This is a genomic window from Shinella sp. HZN7, assembly GCF_001652565.1.
GTDB lineage: Bacteria > Pseudomonadota > Alphaproteobacteria > Rhizobiales > Rhizobiaceae > Shinella > Shinella granuli.
In genome coordinates this window covers 623,624-639,655 of sequence record NZ_CP015736.1, presented here as the reverse complement: position 1 = coordinate 639,655, position 16,032 = coordinate 623,624, and the positions used below count along the sequence as shown (strand labels likewise).

The window sequence follows — 16,032 nt, the reverse complement described above, 5'->3', positions numbered from 1 at the left end:
GATAGGACATGGCAAATCTCGACGGAAAAACCGCCCTCGTCACCGGCGGCAGCAGGGGCATGGGCGCGGCGATCGCCCGGCGGCTGGCGCAGGAAGGCGCGCGCGTCACTCTCACCTATGCCAGCGCGGAGGCGGCAGCCGCGGCCACCGTTGCGGCCATCGAGGCCGCCGGCGGGAAGGCCGTCGCCATCAAGGCCGACAATCGCGACGCCGCGGCCCTTGCGGCGGCCGTCGACGCAACGGCGAAGGCCGAGGGCCGCATCGACATCCTCGTCAACAATGCCGGCATCTTCCATGCCGCGCCGCTCTCCGACCTGACGCTGGAGGATTTCGACCGCACGATCGACGTCAATGTGCGCGCCGTCTTCGTCGCCACCCGGCAGGCCATCGCCCACATGCCCGATGGCGGCCGGATCATCACCATCGGCAGCAACCTGGCGCAGCGCGTGCCCTGGCCGGGCATCAGCCTCTATGCGCTGAGCAAGGCGGCGCTGTCAGGCTTCACGCGCGGCATCGCCCGCGACCTCGGGCCAAGAGGGATCACCGCCAACATCATCCATCCGGGCTCCACCGACACGGACATGAACCCGGCAAAAGGGGAGACGGCGGACATGCAGCGCGCGACGATGGCGATCCCGCGCTTCGGCAGCCCGGACGACATCGCGGCATTCGTCGCCTGGCTGGCAGGGCCAGAGGCCCGCTTCGTGACGGGCGCCGAACACGTCATCGACGGCGGCACCAACGCATAGGACGCGCGGCGCGCCTTTCATGGAAGACCCGGACAGCGGAAGTGGCCGATGCCCTTCCGCTGTTTTCGTGTGAAGGAAAACGCATAGCCGTGAGGCTTCCGGGCAGCGCGTTTCCGGCGCATTGACTTTTGTCAGCGACAATGAATAATGTCAGAACCCCTTCGCGAGAGACCCTCAATGCCCATCCGCGCCAACGACCAGATCATCCACAAGGCCGCCTGGCTCTATTATACGCATGGGCTGCGGCAGGATGAAGTGGCGCAGAAGCTGGAAATCTCCCGCGCCTCCATCGCCATGTATCTGCGCAAGGCGCGCGAGATGGGCATCGTCACCATCACCACCTCGACGGACCTCTTTTCCGACGACGTTCTCGCCCGCGAACTGGAGGACGCCACGGGGCTGACCACGGCCTGGCTGGTGCCGGAGGACCGGCAGGCCATGGACCCGGCCGCCGAAATGCCGGTCGTCGCCGCCTCGGTCTTCCTCGAACTCATCAACAAGGGCGACCGGATCGGCGTCGCCTGGGGCCGCACCGTCTACCACATCGCCGATGTCATGCCCTTCGCCGATCTCAGCGGCGTCACCGTCGTGCAACTCTGCGGCAATCTCGGCGCGCCCTATTCCTATCGTCCCGACCAGTGCACCACGGAAATCGCCCGCCGCCTCAATGCGGAGGGCATCAATTTCTACGCGCCGCTCGTGCTGTCCTCCGAGCGGCTGGCCGAGGAGCTGCGCGGCGAGCCGGTCATCCGGGAACAGCTCGCGACGATTTCCGACTGCCAGCTCGCGCTCTATTCCGTCGGTGGCATCGAGGATGACAGCCATCTCGTCAAATGCGGTGCGCTCTCGGCCGCCGACATGCACGCGATGGGCGAGCGGGGCGCGGCCGGCGTCATCGCCGGGCAGCTCATCGACCACGATGGCCAGTGGATGGACTGCGAGCACAACCGGCGCTGCATCTCCGCCGACCTCGCCTCCATCCGCGCGATCCGCAAGCGCATGCTCGTCGTGCAGGAGGACAGCAAGTTCGAACCGCTGATGGCGGCGCTGAAGGGCGGCTTCGCCTCGCATCTCATCGTCACGGCATCGATGGCGCGGCGGGTGCTGGACCGCTGGAACCGCGAGGGGCTCGGCAAGGCCGGGCGCTGAGCCAGGAAAATATGCGGTCCGCCGATGCCGGCCGGGCCGGTTTATCGGGAGGCTGAACACGATGGAAAATCTCTGGCGCGACGACGAGGCGGAACAGGTCGTCGCCGGCTATGCGGCGAAGGGCGTCAACCGGGACCTGGCGCTGCGCACCTATACGACGCGGCTTCTCGGCGGCGAGCCGCGGCTCGTGCTGCATGGCGGCGGCAACACCTCGGTGAAGACGGAGATGACCGACCTCGTCGGCGACGTGCATGCCGTGCTCTGCGTCAAGGGCAGCGGCTGGGACATGGGCACGATCGAGCCGCCGGGCCTGCCTGCGGTGAAGATCGGCCCGCTGCTGAAGAGCCGCAAGCTCGCCAAACTCTCGGACGAGGACATGGTGACGTTGCTGCGCGCCAACCTCATCGATCCCGGCGCGCCGAACCCGTCCGTCGAGGCGCTGCTGCACGCCTTCCTGCCGCACAAGTTCGTCGACCACACCCATTCGACCGCCATCCTCGCCATCGCCGACCAGGCGGAGAGCGCAAGCATGTGCGCCGAGCTCTTCGGCAGGAAGATGGGCTTCGTGCCCTATATCATGCCCGGCTTCGCCCTCGCCAAGGCGGCCGCCGAGGTGTTCGACCGGGATCCGACGGTCGAGGGCCTGATCCTCGACAAGCACGGCATCTTCACCTTCGGCGAGACGGCGAAGGAAGCCTATGACCGGATGATCCACCATGTCACGCTGGCCGAGGATCATGTGAAGCGGAACGGCCGCAACCCGTTTACGCCGGCCGCCCTTCCCGCCGCGCTCGCCGACCCCGGCGACATCGCGCCGATGCTGCGCGGCGCCGTCGCCGTCGACAGGGGCGAAGGCCGCTACGACCGCATGGTCAGCGTCTTCCGCGCCTCCCCGGCGATCCTTGATTTCGTCAACGCGGCGCAAGTCGCGGACATGGCCGCCCGCGGCGTCTCGACGCCCGACCTCTCGATCCGCATCAAGACGGGGCCGATGGTGCTGCCGGCCCCGGCGAAGGACGACCTTGCCTTCTATCGCGCCGTGATCGACGAACGGGTCGCCGCCTTCGCGGCCGACTACACCGACTATTTCCGCAGCAACGACGCCCGCGACGACGTCAAGCGCGTCATGCTCGATCCGATGCCGCGCCTGACGCTGGTGCCCGGCCTCGGCATGTTCGGCCATGGCCGCACCTACAAGGACGCCACGATCGCCGTCGATGTCGGAGAGATGTGGATCGAGGCGGCGCGCGACGCGGAAGCCGTCGGCCGCTTCGAGCCGGTCAGCCGGCCGGACCTCTTCGACCTCGAATACTGGTCGCTGGAGCAGGCGAAGCTGGCGGGCGCCAGGCCGAAGCCGTTCACCGGCCAGGTCGTGCTCGTCACCGGCGGCGCGGGCGCCATCGGCGCGGCGATCGTCAAGGCCTTCGTGGCGGAAGGCGCGCATGCCGTCGTGCTCGACCTCGACGGCGGGAAGGCGGCCGCGGTGGCGAAGGCCGCCGGCAACCATTCGATCGGCATCGCCGCCGACATCACCGATCCCGCCTCCGTGCGCGCCGCCTTCGATCAGGCCGTCGCCACCTTCGGCGGCGTCGACATCGTCGTCTCCAATGCGGGCGCGGCATGGGAAAGCCCGATCGCCACGATGGACGACGCGCTGCTGCGCAAGAGCTTCGAACTGAACTTCTTCGCCCACCAGAGCGTCGCGCAGAACGCCGTGCGCATCATGAAGGCGCAGAAGACCGGCGGCGTGCTGCTCTTCAACGCCTCCAAGCAGGCGGTCAATCCGGGGGCGAAATTCGGCGCCTACGGCCTGCCCAAGGCCGCGACGCTGTTCCTCTCGCGGCAATACGCGCTGGAGCACGGCGCCGACCATATCCGCGTCAACGCCGTCAACGCCGACCGCATCCGCTCGGGCCTGCTCAACGACGAGATGATCGAGCGCCGCGCCGCGGCCCGCGGCCTTTCCGTCAAGGACTATATGGGCGGCAACCTGCTCGGCCTCGAAGTGACCGCCGAGGACGTCGCCCGCGCCTTCGTGCACCACGCGCTCGCCGAACGCACGACCGCCGACGTGACCACCGTCGACGGCGGCAATATCGCGGCGGCGATGCGCTGAGTTTCGAGCGGGGCACACAGTCTGCTCCGCCCCTCCTCAATATATATGCAAAAGGGGCGGCCTGTGGACCGCCCCCTTTTTTCATTCTCCTGGTCAGCAATCAGGGCTTCGGCATCCAGGCCGGCATGGCGACGTCCGCATGGGCGAACTGCGGCAGCTTGGCGCCGAGCTCCTCCATGTTCTTGATGTCCTGGTCGTTGAGGTCCTGCTGGGTGATCAGCGTCGGCGGGACGATGACCTGCTTGCCGGGATCCTCGCCGGCGAGCAGCATGGCCAGCGAGCGGACGGAGACCTGGCCGACCACGGCCGGGTTCGTCGCGGCCGTCGCCACCCAGGCGGAGCCGGATTCGCGCATGGCGGCGATATCGGAGGTCGAGATGTCCGCGGAGTAGATCTTCACGCTGGAGGTGAGGCCCGCCTCGTCGACGGCGATCTTCACGCCCTTGGCGAATTCGTCATAGGGGGCGAACATCACGGTGATGTCCGGATTGGCCGAGATCACCGAACGGGCCTGGTTGGCGACCGAATTGGCGATCGGGTTGTCCATCGTGCCGAACTGGGCGGCCTCGTTGATGCCCGGATATTTTGCCTTGAATTCCTTCCAGGTCTCGTCGCGGCGGTCGAGCGGCGCGATGCCGGCGACGTAGACATAGCCGGCCTTGAAGCTCTCGCCATTGTCCTTGATCGCCTGTTCGAGGGCCAGGCGCGCGAGGTCGCGGTCGGACTGCTCGATCTGCGGGATCTTCTCGTTCTCGACGTTGACGTCGAAGGCGACGACCTTGATGCCGGCGTCGACCGCGCGCTGGGCGGCCTCCTTCATGGATTCCGTCAGGCCGTGCTGGATGATGATGCCCTGAACGCCGAGCGCGATCGCCTGGTCGACCATGTCGGCCTGGAGGGCCGCGTCCTGACGGCTGTCGAAGACCTGCAACTCCACGCCGATGGCTTTCGCCTGCGCCTCGACGCCGGCGAGGTAGGACTGGAAGAAGTCGCCGGTCGAAAGGTAGCGCACGAGCGCGATCTTCACGTCGCCGGGCTTGTCGAAGGGCGCCGGCATGTCGGCGGCGAAGGACGGCACGGCGAAGGCCGCCGCGCCCATCAGCCCGAGCGTTATCCTGCCCAGGGTTCTGCGAGTAAGGTTCATGTCAGTCTCCTCCACTGGTGAACGTTTGGTTGTCCGCTGAGCGGTCTCAGCGTTTGCCTCTTTTCGAGAGCGCAAAGGTGAAGATCAGGGCGATGACGAGCACGGCGCCCTTGATGAAATCCTGCGTGTAATAGGGCGCGTTCATCATCGTCAGGCCCTGCAGGAGGATGCCGACGAAGAGCGCGCCGACGGCGGTGCCGAAGGCGTTCGGCTTGGCGGCGCCCAGCACGGCGAAGCCGATCAGCGCGGCGGCGACGGCGTCGAGAAGCAGATTGTTGCCGGAGGCGATGTCGCCGCGGCCGAGACGGGCGGCGAGCAGGATGCCGCCGATCGAGGCGAAGACGCCGGAGATGATGTAGGCCGAGATCTTGTAGGCGTTGACGGGGGCGCCGGCGAGGCTCGCCGCCCGCTCGTTCGAGCCGACGGCGTACATCATGCGGCCGAAGCGGGTGTATTCCAGGAAGAACCAGATGACGATGGCGAGCACGATCAGCACGACGACCGAGACCGGCACGAGATTGGGCAGGACCAGATCGAAGCGGTGGCGGCCGAGCGCGAGGAAGGCGGGGCTGAAGGCGCCCGTCGCCGTCGAGCCGTCCGGCAGCGTCATGCCGGTCGCGATGGAGCGGCCCTCGGTCGGGATGCGCTGGAGGCCGAGCAGGAGGAACATCATGCCGAGCGTGGCGAGAAGATCCGGCACGCGCATGTAGACGATGATGATGCCGTTGACGAGGCCGACGAGCACGCCGACGGCAAGGCAGACCAGCGTCGCCGTCAGCGCGTCGCCGCCCATCACCACCATGACATAGGACGAGGCCATCATCGCCGTGGTGGCGACGGAGCCGATGGAAAGGTCGAAGCCGCCGACGACCAGCGTCGCCGTGACGCCGAGCGCGAGGATGCCGGTGATCGAGACGGACTGCAGGATGAAGACGGCGCTCTGCGGCGAGGCGAAACCGCCCGTCACCAGCGAGAAATAGAGCACCATGCCGGCGAGCAGCACGAGGAAGCCGTATTTGATGGCGGCTTCCCTGACATTGAGGGCCGGCGGCGGGACGGGGCCGGCGGCCGCCTGTTTGCTCTGTTCGCTGCTCATGATGCATGGACCTGTTGATAGAATTGCCCGGCGATCTCGGAGAGCAGCCGCTCGACGTCGATATCGGCGTTGCGGTGCGCGCCGACGATGGTCTGCTCCGACATCACGAGGATGCGGTCGGCGACCTCGAAGGCTTCGTCGAGTTCGGTCAGGAAGAGGATGGTGGAGCGGCCGGCGGCCGAGGCGCGCAGCTTCTCGCCGATGTCGCGGCGGGCGGCGATGTCGACGCCCTGGAACGGTTCGTCGAGGATGAGGAGGCGCGCGGGCTCGGAAAGCCAGCGGCCGACCATGACCTTCTGCTGGTTGCCGCCCGACAGCGTCTGCATCTCGTCGCGCTCGCTGCGGCAGACGACGCCGAGCGCGTCGATCTGCCGGCGCGCCTTCGCCCTCTCCGCCCGCCTGCTCGCGACGCCGAAGGCCGAGAGCCGGCGCAGGAACGGCAGGCTGATATTCTCGTAGATGTTGAAATCCGGCACGATGCCGCTGATCGCGCGGTCCTTGGCGACGAGGAAGACGCCGCGGGCGATCGCCTGGCCCGTGCTTTTCGGCGCATAGCGCCGGCCGTCGAGCGTCATTTCGCCCGCCGCCGGCGCGCGGGCGCCGAAGAGCGTTTCGGCGAGCGCCGTCTTGCCGACGCCGACGAGGCCGGTGACGGCGACGATCTCGCCGTCGCCGAGGTCGAAATCGAACGGCCGCGCCTGCTCGGAGAGCTTCAGGCCCCGCACGCTGAAGACCGGAGCGCCCGCCTCGCGCACGGCGACCGCGCCGGCCGAGACCTTGCGGCCGAGCATGGCGTTGACCGCCCCCTCGTAATCGAGCTCCGGCCCTTCGAAACGGCCGGTGATGCGGCCGTCGCGCAGCGAGAGGATGCTGTCGGCAAGGCGCCGGATATCCGACATGCGGTGCGAGATATAGAGAATGGCGACGCCGCGCGCCTTCAGCCGGTCGACGAGATCGAACAGGCGGTCGGCCTCGGCGCTGGAGAGCGAGGAGGTCGGCTCGTCGAGGATCAGCACCTTCGGCTCGTGCGCCATGGCCCGCGCGATCGCCACCATCTGGCGGTCGGCGAGCGTCAGGTCGTTGATATTGGCGGCAAGATCGATGGCAAGGCCCATGCGGGCGGCCACCGCGGCGGCCTCGCGGCGCACCCGGCGCGGATTGAAGAACAGTTTCGCGCCGCGCCCGTTCAGCCGGTCGAGCGTGAGGTTGGTGGCGACGTCGAGATCGGCGACGACGCCGTCATTGATGTTCTGGTGCACGGTGACGACGCCGGCGCGGATCGCCTCGGCGGGCATTCCCGGCTCGAAGGACCTGCCGGCGAGCGTGATGGCGCCGGCATCGCGCGTGTAGACGCCGGAGAGGATGCGCACGAGCGTGGATTTGCCGGCGCCGTTCGCGCCCATCAGAACCGTCACCGCGCCGGCCCGGAGGTCGAGGTCCACCCCCTGGAGTACCGTCACCGGCCCAAAGGACTTGCGCACGCCCTCGATGCGAAACACCGCCTCACCGCTCATTCTTTCCTCCCGATGACGGCAGGTTAGGATAGGCTCTCATCAAATGTCAAGGCCATTGACATTTGACAGAATGCCGCCTTAGCTGTGCGCAAGGATGGTGGGACGACTGGCGGCGGAGGCCGCGTCCCGTCGAGGAGGAGAAGCATATGGAAAGCCAGGTCTTCGCGGCGCTGAGCGTCGAGAAATTGCCGGATCGGCTGGGCGGCAACGCCGTCCTGAAGGCGAAAATCGGGGCGGATTCGTCCCATTGGAGCGTCAGGGAGGTCGGCGACGGCAACCTCAACCTCGTCTTCATCGTGACGGGGGATCGGGGCGCGGCGATCGTCAAGCAGGCGCTGCCCTATGTGCGGCTCGTCGGCGAAAGCTGGCCGCTGCCGCTGAAGCGCTCCTTCTTCGAATATCACGCGCTGACGCGGCAGGCCGCGCGCGATCCGGGCATGGTGCCGGAGATCTACGTCTTCGATGAGGCGCAGGCGCTCATCGTCATGGAATATCTGACGCCGCACGTCATCCTGCGCCGCGCGCTGATCGACGGGCGCGAACTGCCGAGGATCGGCCGCGACCTCGGGCTCTTTGCCGCCCGCACGCTGTTCCGCGGCTCGGACCTTTCCATGGCAACGCGGGAGAAGAAGGCGGATCTCGCGCTCTTCGCCGACAATGTCGAGCTCTGCGACATCACGGAAAACCTCGTCTTTTCCGATCCCTATTTCGAGGCGGCGCTCAACCGCCACACCACGCCGCAGCTCGACCCGATCGTGGCGGAGCTGCGCGCCGACCGCGACCTCAAGGTGGAGGCGCAGCGGCTGAAGCACCTCTTCTCCGCCAAGGCCGAGACGCTCTGCCACGGCGACCTGCACACCGGCTCCGTCATGGTGACGGACGACGAAACGCGCGTCATCGACCCGGAATTCGCCTTCTACGGCCCGATCAGCTTCGACGTCGGCATGCTGATCGCCAATTTCTGGATGAGCTATTTTTCGCAAGCCGGCCATGAGACGGCGCCCGGCGCGCGCGACGGCATGCGCGCCTATCTGCTCGATACGATCGAGACGCTCTGGGAAACGTTCCGGGCCGAATTCGCCCATCTCTGGCGCACGGAGCGCAAGGGCATCCTCTATCAGGCGAGCCTCTTCGAGGATCGTGGCGACCCGCTCGCCGCCGAGCAGGCGCTCGCCATCGTCATCGACGAGATCTGGCGCGAGATGCTGGGTTTCGCCGGCATCGAGATCCATCGCCGCATCCTGGGCCTTGCCCACAACGCCGATTTCGAAACCATCGCCGACCCCGACCGCCGCGCGCCCTGCGAGACCAAGGCGCTGAAGCTCGGGCGTCACCTCGCCGTCAACCGGCAGCGCATCCACAGTCTCCGCGACATCCGCGAGACCGTGGAGCGGCTTGAAAAGGAGATCCTCGCGTGAAAGTCGGAGAACGCCACTACCATACGATCTGGCTGAACGAGGACGGCCGCTCGGTCGACATCATCGACCAGCGCTGGCTGCCGCATGAGTTCCGCGTCGTGACGCTCACGACCGTCGCCGACATCGCCACCGCGATCCGCGACATGTGGGTGCGCGGCGCGCCGCTGATCGGCGTCACCGCCGCCTATGGCGTCGCCATCGCCATGGCGAAGGACCCGTCGGATGCGCATCTCGACGCCGTCTGGGAAGAGCTCAACGAAACGCGCCCGACCGCCATCAACCTGCGCTGGGCGCTGAACGCGATGCGCGAGCACCTTCGCCCGCTGCCGGAAGGCGAGCGCGCGGCCGCCGCCTATACGCGCGCCGCGGAGATCGCGGAAGAGGACGTCGAGCTCAACCGCGCCATCGGCGCGAACGGCCTCGACGTGATCCGCGGGATCGCGGCGAAGAAAAAGCCGGGCGAGCCGGTGCGCATCCTCACCCATTGCAATGCCGGCTGGCTGGCGACCGTCGACTACGGCACCGCAACCGCGCCGATCTACATGGCCGTCGAGGAAGGCATTCCCGTCCATGTCTATGTCGACGAGACGCGGCCACGCAACCAGGGGGCCTACCTCACCGCCTGGGAGATGAACGGCCATGGCGTGCCGCACACGCTGATCGTCGACAATGCCGGCGGCCATCTCATGCAGCATGGCGACGTCGACCTGGTGATCGTCGGCACCGACCGCACCACGGCGAACGGCGACGTCTGCAACAAGATCGGCACCTACCTGAAGGCGCTCGCCGCGCGCGACAACAACGTGCCCTTCTATGTGGCGCTCCCCTCGCCCACCATCGACTGGACGGTGGAGGACGGCATCAGGGACATCCCGATCGAGGAGCGGGCCGGCGACGAGGTGAGCTTCGTGCAGGGCCGCGCAGCGGATGGTTCCATCGCCAGCGTGCGCATCTCGCCGGAGGGCAGCCCGGCGGCGAACCCCGCCTTCGACGTCACGCCCGCGCGCCTCATCACCGGCCTCATCACGGAACGCGGCATCGCCACGCCCTCGCCCGAAGGCCTGAAGGCGCTCTTTCCCGAACGGAGCTGAGACGATGAGCCTTGCGAACGAAAAATCCACCGAGGACATCGCGCTCGGCATCCGCCGGCGCGTCTTCTTCCACACGATGAAGAACAATGGCGGCTATCTCAGCCAGGCCTGCTCGGCCGCCGAGAGCCTGGCGCTGCTCTACAACGAACTTCTGACGCTCGGCGAACCCACGCTGCCCAAGGTGCCCTTGCCCTTTCGCGGCGTGCCCTCGGCGCACAATCCCGACGCCTTCACCGGCGCGGGCTACCATGGCCCGGCCGGACCGGACTTCGACCGCTTCTTCATCTCGCCCGCCCATTATGCGCTCGTCATCTATTCCGCGCTGATCGAGACGGGCCGCATGGACGAGCATGCGCTCGACCATTTCAACAAGGACGGCGGTTCGGTCGAGATGATCGGCGCCGAGCACAGCCCCGGCATGGAGGTGACGACGGGCTCGCTGGCGCAGGGCCTTTCCATGGCCTCCGGCGTCGCCTGGGCGCGGCTGCGCAAGAAGGAGCCCGGCAAGGTCTGGGTCTACATGTCCGACGGCGAGTTCCAGGAGGGCCAGACCTGGGAATGCCTTGCGGCGATGAGCCATCACGGGATCGACAATATCCGCGTTATCGTCGACGTGAACCGCCAGCAATGCGACGGGGCGATGTCCTCTGTGCTCGACCTCGGCGATCTTGCCGCCCGCGTCGCCGCCTTCGGCGTCACCTGCCGCGCGGTGGACGGGCACGATCTTCAAGCGCTCCGCGCTGCGGCGAAGAGCGCCGAGGTCGGCAAGCCGCTTGTCATTCTCGCCAACACCTCGCCCTATCAGGGCATGGATTTTCTGAAGAAGCGTTTTCCGCGCCTCCACTATGTCCGCTTCAAGAGCGTCGAGGAGCGGCTGGAAATGCAGGCGGCACTTGCCGCCGAACTCGGCGTCGACGTGAACGCGATGGAAGGGGCCTGACCATGGTCGAGATCGTCAACCGTCCCTATGCCAGGGCGTTCGAGGCCTTCGCCAGCGCGCGGCCGGAGGTTCTGTGCCTTTCCGCCGACCTCACCTCGTCCTGCGAGGTCGACGGCTTCCGCGACCGGCATCCGGACCAATTCCTGTCGCTCGGCATGGCGGAGCAGAACATGCTCTCCTTCGCCGGCGGCCTCGCCATGCAGGGGTTCCGGCCGTTCCTGCACACCTTCTCGGTCTTCCTCTATCGCCGGCCCTATGACCAGCTCATCAATTCCATCGCCTATTCCAACCGCAAGGTGCGGCTGATGGGCTTCCTGCCCGGCATCACCACGCCCGGCGGCATCACGCACCAGGCGATCGAGGACATCGCCGTGCTGCGTGCCGTGCCGAACATGACGATCCTCGAGACGGGGGATGCGACGGAAGTCGAGACCGTGCTCAACGTCGCCGACAGCATCGACGGGCCGGTCTATGTGCGCGTCCTGCGCGGCGAGGTGCCCCGCCTCTTCTCGACGCCCTTCGAATTCAACCGGCTGCGCACGCTTTCGGAGGGCGACGACATTCTCGTCGTCTCCTCGGGCGTCTGCACGGAGGAGGCCTTGCGTGCGATCCAGCCGCTGAAGACGCGCGGCGTCGGCGTGCACCACCTGCACGCCTCGACGCTGAAGCCCTTCGACCGGGACGGCCTCCTGAAGGCCGCCCGCGGCAAGAAGGGCATCGTGACGCTGGAGAACCACACGATCGTCGGCGGCCTCGGCTCGCTGGTGGCGGAAATCCTCGCCGAGGAGGGGCTGGGCATCCGCCTCAGGCGCCTCGGCCTCGACGACACCTTCGCGCATGGCGCATCGAAGCCCTATCTCATGAAGAAATACGGGCTCGACGCCGGGGCGCTCGTCACCGCCATCGAGGCGCTGCTCGGCAAGACGCTTGGTATCGGCGAGGAGGAACTGGCGGAGGTGCGTCTCGATCACGTGCATTCGGCCCAGAAGGCCGAGGCGCTCTGATGACGCCGCGCTTCACCGTCCGCTACTTCGTCCGCGCGGCCGATGCGGCGGAGGCCCGGGCCCGGGCGCTCGACATCGCGCTGGAGCAGACGGTCGAGATCCCGCGCGACGTGGTGCCGAAGGGCTATGTGGAGGACGAGATCCTCGGCAGGCTGGAAACGCTGGAGCAGGCCCCGGACGAACGGGCGGGCTTTCTCGCGACGATCTCCTATTCCGAAGACGATGTCGGCGGCGACTTCCTGCAGTTCCTCAACATCGTCTTCGGCAACAGCTCGATCAAGCCGGGCCTCAAGGTAGAGGACATCGGCCTTTCGCCGGGCATTCTTTCGCTCTGCAAGGGGCCGCGCCATGGCATCACGGGGCTCCGTGCCCGCGCGGGCATCGGCGATATCCCGCTCCTCATGTCGGCGATCAAGCCCGTCGGCCTTTCCACGGCCGCGCTGGCCCGCCTCGCCCATGATTTCGCGCTCGGCGGCATGCATTATGTGAAGGACGACCACGGACTGGTCGACCAGAGGACCGCGCCCTTCTCCGAGCGGCTGAAGGCCTGCGTCGAGGCCGTCGGCGAGGCGAATGCGAAGAGCGGCGGGCGGACCAGCTTCGTGCCCAACATCACCGGCCCGGCCGACGCCATCCTCGAAAGGGCGAAGGAAGCGGAGGCCGCCGGCGCGGGCGCCGTCATGATCGCCCCGGCGCTTGCCGGCTACGACGTGGCGCGCACGCTGGCCGCCGATCCGGATTTTTCCCTGCCCATCGTCGCGCATCCCGCCTTTTCCGGCGCGAATGTCGTTTCGCCCGATTGCGGTTTCTCGCACCGCGCCTTCTACGGCGTGCTGCACCGGCTGATGGGCGCGGACGCTGTGGTCTTTCCGAATTTCGGCGGTCGCTTCGGCTTCACCCGCGAGGAATGCCGATCGATCGCGGAGGCCTGCTCGGCGGAGATGGGCGGGCCGAAGGCGGGCGTCCCGGCGCCGGGCGGCGGCGTGAATTTCGCCCGCGTGCCGGAGATGCGCGCGGTCTACGGCAAGGACGTCATGTATCTCGTCGGCGGCGCGCTGCTGCAGGAGCCGAACCTTATCGACGGCTGCCGGCGTCTTGCGGAAGCGGTCTATGCCTGACCTTGCGGATCAGGACGGGTCGAACGTCGAATAGCCGCCGCAATTGCGCGCGCCGTAGCGGCAGTCGCGCGGCCGATAGAGCCGCCGGTAGCCGCCCTCCTCGGCGCGGATCGCCTGCCGCCGCTGGTGCGCGCGCATGGCCGGCGAGACCGCGCCGGAATAGCCGGGGCGGACATCCGCCGCGCGCTCCGTGGTGCAGCCGGCAAGCACGGCGCCTGCCAGAGCGATCACGAACATTCCTGGAATGACGGGGACAATACGCATCTGGCTCTCCTCGCCTCCGGGCCGGCCGGGCGGATGGCTGCCACGGTTTTGCCCTTTAAAGGCTCGTTTACGGACATTTTTCTTTAAAACGCTGTTAACTGCGCAGCGTACAGATTGGCACAAGCCGGATGACTCCAGAATGAACGTATCGCTCAGGGACGGTTCAGGTCGCCGCTGTCATATCTTGAACGAACGTCAGGTTCGGTTCGAAATCGAGGAAATCCCATGAAAACCGCTGGTATCCTGCTTGCATCCCTCCTTCTCGCCACGGCTGCCCAGGCAGACGACATTTCGCTCGGCAAGCCCGGCTACGGCGGCAGCGGCTGCCCGGCCAACAGCGTCTCGGCGACGCTGAGCCCCGACGGCAAGGCGCTCAGCCTGCTGTTCGACGAATATGTCGTGGAAGCCGGCGGCGAGACCGGAAAGTCCTTCGACCGCAAGACCTGCAACGTCGCGATCCCGGTCCATGTGCCGCAGGGCCGCAGCGTCTCGGTGCTCGCCATCGACTATCGCGGCTTCAACCAGCTGCCGCGCGGCGCCCGCTCGCAGTTCAACGTCGAATATTTCTTCGCCGGTACGCGCGGCCCGGCGTTCCGCCAGACCTTTACCGGCCCGCAGGAGAAGGACTACCTGATCTCCAACAAGCTGACGGCGGAATCGCTGATCTGGTCGGCCTGCGGCGAGGACATCAACCTGCGCACCAATTCCAGCATCCGCGTCAACACCACGCGCGGCCAGGAAGCCATGGCGACGGTCGATACGCAGGACGTGAAGGCCGCGATCATCTATCGCCTGCAGTGGCGTACGTGCCGCTAAATCCGGCGTGGCGCGTTTCCTGAAGGGGAAAACGCCCTATCCTTCACCTTCATGAACCGGGCGGCGCCCTCGCCGCCCGGCCTCCATCAGGGAATTTTCGTATGCGTCTTACGATCCGCCTCGCCCTCCTCGCCGCCGCCTCGGTCCCGCTTCCGGGGCTTGCCCATGCGGCGAACGGCTGTGCGGACGGAACGTTTTCCGCAACGCATTCGCCCGACGGCAATGCGACGAGCATTCTCTTCGACGATTTTTCCGCGATGGCGGGCGGCGCATCGGGCAAGAGGCGCGCGACCACCACCTGCAAGCTTTCCGTACCCGTCACCCAGCCGGGCGGGCACACGGTCTATGCCGTGGACTATCGCGGCTTCGCCACGACCGAGGACGGCCAGACCGCCTCGCTGCGCACCGTGCAGGACGGCAAGCAGATCCTGCAATACGAGATCAAGGGCCCGCTGCAGGACGATGTCGCCATTTCCGACAGGGTGGGCGTTTCGGGTTCGGAGACGCTCGATCTCGCCGTGATCCTCGGCGCGACCGGGCCGCTCGACGAAAACGGCTTCGAATCCACGCTGGCGATCGATTCCATCGATTTCGCCCGCATCGGCTACACCACCACGGCCTCGGTGGTCGCCTCGCTCGACCAGATCGCCCGCCAGCGGCAGTCCATCGCACTCGACCTCATGGACACCGCGCAGAACCTGCTCGGCCAGCAGAGCCGGTTCGACGAGGGCAGCTATGTCGCCGCCTTCGCGAGCTCCGATGCGGCGGCCGGCTTCAACGGACGCTGGGAGGCCGGCAGCGGCATCAGCGTTCTCGGCGGCGCGGCCGTGGTTCATGCGAACCGCACCGATGTCGCGCTCGACACGCTTGGCCTTTTCGCCGGCGCGGTGCGCTATACGAGCGCGCCGGCCACCTGGCGCGCCTTCGGCGAAGTCGGCGCCTGGGGATCGCCCGACATCTCGGCCTCGTTCTCGCGCAGCTACCAGAACCTCGATTCGATCGTCCTTGCCAGCGGCAACGCCTCCGGCTCGCTGTTCAGCGCCTATGGCCGGGCCGGCGTGATCTATGCGCCGGACGCGGCGAACGAATTCGCGCTCTCCACCCGCTTCACCCGCGCCTGGCTCGACCTCGACGGCTATGACGAGGATGCCTCCGGCAAGAACCTCTTTGCCGGCCATATCAAGGGCGGCCGCTCGGCCTCGGATACGGTGAGCGCAGAATTCGCCTGGAGCCGCAGGCTGGACGAGAAGCTGGACTACACGATCCTCGGCGCGGTCGGCCGCACCTTTGCCGGCAAGGATGGCGCAAAGGCCTCGGTCGACTGGGTGGGCGATGCCAGGGGCAAGGCAGACGACCAGAACTTCGCGACGCTCGGCGGGCGCGTCGGCTGGAAGTTCGACGAACGCTGGCAGCTCGACACCGCGGTTTCCGCCACCTTCCGTGAAAACGACAAGCCGGACTGGAACATCGGCGGCCAACTGAAGGCGTCGTTCTGACGCCTTCCAGGCGCCGCGCCCGCCGCGGCGCAAGGCTCGAAACGCAATGCTCCGGGCGGAACCACGGGGCACCGTCCCACGGCAGCCCCTTCCCTCATTCCTGTGTCAGGCCGCCGC

Annotated in this window: 14 protein-coding genes; 10 read left to right on the top strand and 4 right to left on the bottom strand. The window is 67.3% G+C overall.

What is annotated here, in order from left to right; genetic code table 11:
- Nucleotides 1-8 precede the first annotated feature (8 nt).
- The 3 genes from shn_RS03095 to shn_RS03085 all read left to right on the top strand — a co-directional run bounded on the left by shn_RS03095 (nucleotide 9) and on the right by shn_RS03085 (nucleotide 4,014).
- A complete protein-coding gene (locus tag shn_RS03095; RefSeq protein ID WP_064329098.1) occupies nucleotides 9-749 on the top strand; it encodes an SDR family NAD(P)-dependent oxidoreductase in 741 nt (246 codons plus the stop codon).
- A gap of 177 nt (nucleotides 750-926) precedes the next feature.
- Nucleotides 927-1,898, top strand: coding sequence for a sugar-binding transcriptional regulator (locus shn_RS03090; protein WP_064329097.1), 972 nt, complete (start codon nucleotides 927-929; stop codon nucleotides 1,896-1,898).
- A 61-nt stretch (nucleotides 1,899-1,959) separates the two neighbouring features.
- Nucleotides 1,960-4,014 carry a bifunctional aldolase/short-chain dehydrogenase gene (locus shn_RS03085; protein WP_064329096.1) on the top strand — a complete coding sequence of 685 codons (2,055 nt, stop codon included), beginning with the start codon at nucleotides 1,960-1,962 and terminating at the stop codon, nucleotides 4,012-4,014.
- A 100-nt stretch (nucleotides 4,015-4,114) separates the two neighbouring features.
- Here the strand turns inward: shn_RS03085 and shn_RS03080 are convergent, their stop codons facing one another.
- The 3 genes from shn_RS03080 to shn_RS03070 are packed head-to-tail and all read right to left on the bottom strand — an operon-like array spanning nucleotide 4,115 to nucleotide 7,768.
- A complete protein-coding gene (locus tag shn_RS03080) occupies nucleotides 4,115-5,158 on the bottom strand; it encodes a substrate-binding domain-containing protein (protein ID WP_064329095.1) in 1,044 nt (347 codons plus the stop codon).
- 46 nt (nucleotides 5,159-5,204) lie between these two features.
- Entirely contained in the window at nucleotides 5,205-6,254 is a 1,050-nt protein-coding gene (locus shn_RS03075; RefSeq protein WP_064329094.1) for an ABC transporter permease, read from the bottom strand.
- Nucleotides 6,251-7,768, bottom strand: coding sequence for a sugar ABC transporter ATP-binding protein (locus shn_RS03070; protein ID WP_064329093.1), 1,518 nt, complete (start codon nucleotides 7,766-7,768; stop codon nucleotides 6,251-6,253). Before shn_RS03070 ends, shn_RS03075 begins: the two co-directional genes overlap by 4 nt.
- Nucleotides 7,769-7,914: 146 nt before the next feature.
- On the opposite strand from shn_RS03070, the gene mtnK reads away from it, so the two are divergent.
- From mtnK to shn_RS03045, 5 genes are read left to right on the top strand one after another with little or no spacing between them, the layout of a single operon-like run.
- On the top strand, nucleotides 7,915-9,186 hold the full coding sequence (mtnK, locus tag shn_RS03065) for an S-methyl-5-thioribose kinase (protein ID WP_064329092.1): 1,272 nt from the start codon (nucleotides 7,915-7,917) through the stop codon (nucleotides 9,184-9,186).
- A complete protein-coding gene (mtnA, locus tag shn_RS03060; protein ID WP_064329091.1) occupies nucleotides 9,183-10,277 on the top strand; it encodes an S-methyl-5-thioribose-1-phosphate isomerase in 1,095 nt (364 codons plus the stop codon). Before mtnK ends, mtnA begins: the two co-directional genes overlap by 4 nt.
- A 4-nt stretch (nucleotides 10,278-10,281) precedes the next feature.
- Nucleotides 10,282-11,217: a transketolase gene (locus tag shn_RS03055; RefSeq protein ID WP_064329090.1), complete on the top strand. Its 936-nt coding sequence runs from the start codon at nucleotides 10,282-10,284 to the stop codon at nucleotides 11,215-11,217.
- A gap of 2 nt (nucleotides 11,218-11,219) precedes the next feature.
- Entirely contained in the window at nucleotides 11,220-12,221 is a 1,002-nt protein-coding gene (locus tag shn_RS03050) for a transketolase family protein (protein WP_064329089.1), read from the top strand.
- Nucleotides 12,221-13,339 (top strand): RuBisCO large subunit C-terminal-like domain-containing protein, encoded by a 1,119-nt coding sequence (locus shn_RS03045; protein WP_064329088.1) that lies wholly within the window; start codon nucleotides 12,221-12,223, stop codon nucleotides 13,337-13,339. Before shn_RS03050 ends, shn_RS03045 begins: the two co-directional genes overlap by 1 nt.
- Before the next feature lie 9 nt (nucleotides 13,340-13,348).
- Here shn_RS03045 and shn_RS03040 read toward each other — a convergent pair whose 3' ends face one another.
- On the bottom strand, nucleotides 13,349-13,603 hold the full coding sequence (locus tag shn_RS03040) for a hypothetical protein (RefSeq protein ID WP_145925852.1): 255 nt from the start codon (nucleotides 13,601-13,603) through the stop codon (nucleotides 13,349-13,351).
- Between the two features lie 225 nt (nucleotides 13,604-13,828).
- Between shn_RS03040 and shn_RS03035 the strand changes: the two genes are divergently transcribed.
- Together shn_RS03035 and shn_RS03030 are read left to right on the top strand one after the other, a co-directional pair.
- The gene (locus shn_RS03035; protein WP_064329086.1) at nucleotides 13,829-14,419 is read left to right on the top strand and encodes a DUF4360 domain-containing protein; all 591 of its coding nucleotides are present in this window, start codon (nucleotides 13,829-13,831) and stop codon (nucleotides 14,417-14,419) included.
- A 101-nt stretch (nucleotides 14,420-14,520) separates the two neighbouring features.
- Nucleotides 14,521-15,915: a DUF4360 domain-containing protein gene (locus tag shn_RS03030; RefSeq protein WP_064329085.1), complete on the top strand. Its 1,395-nt coding sequence runs from the start codon at nucleotides 14,521-14,523 to the stop codon at nucleotides 15,913-15,915.
- Nucleotides 15,916-16,032 lie beyond the last annotated feature (117 nt).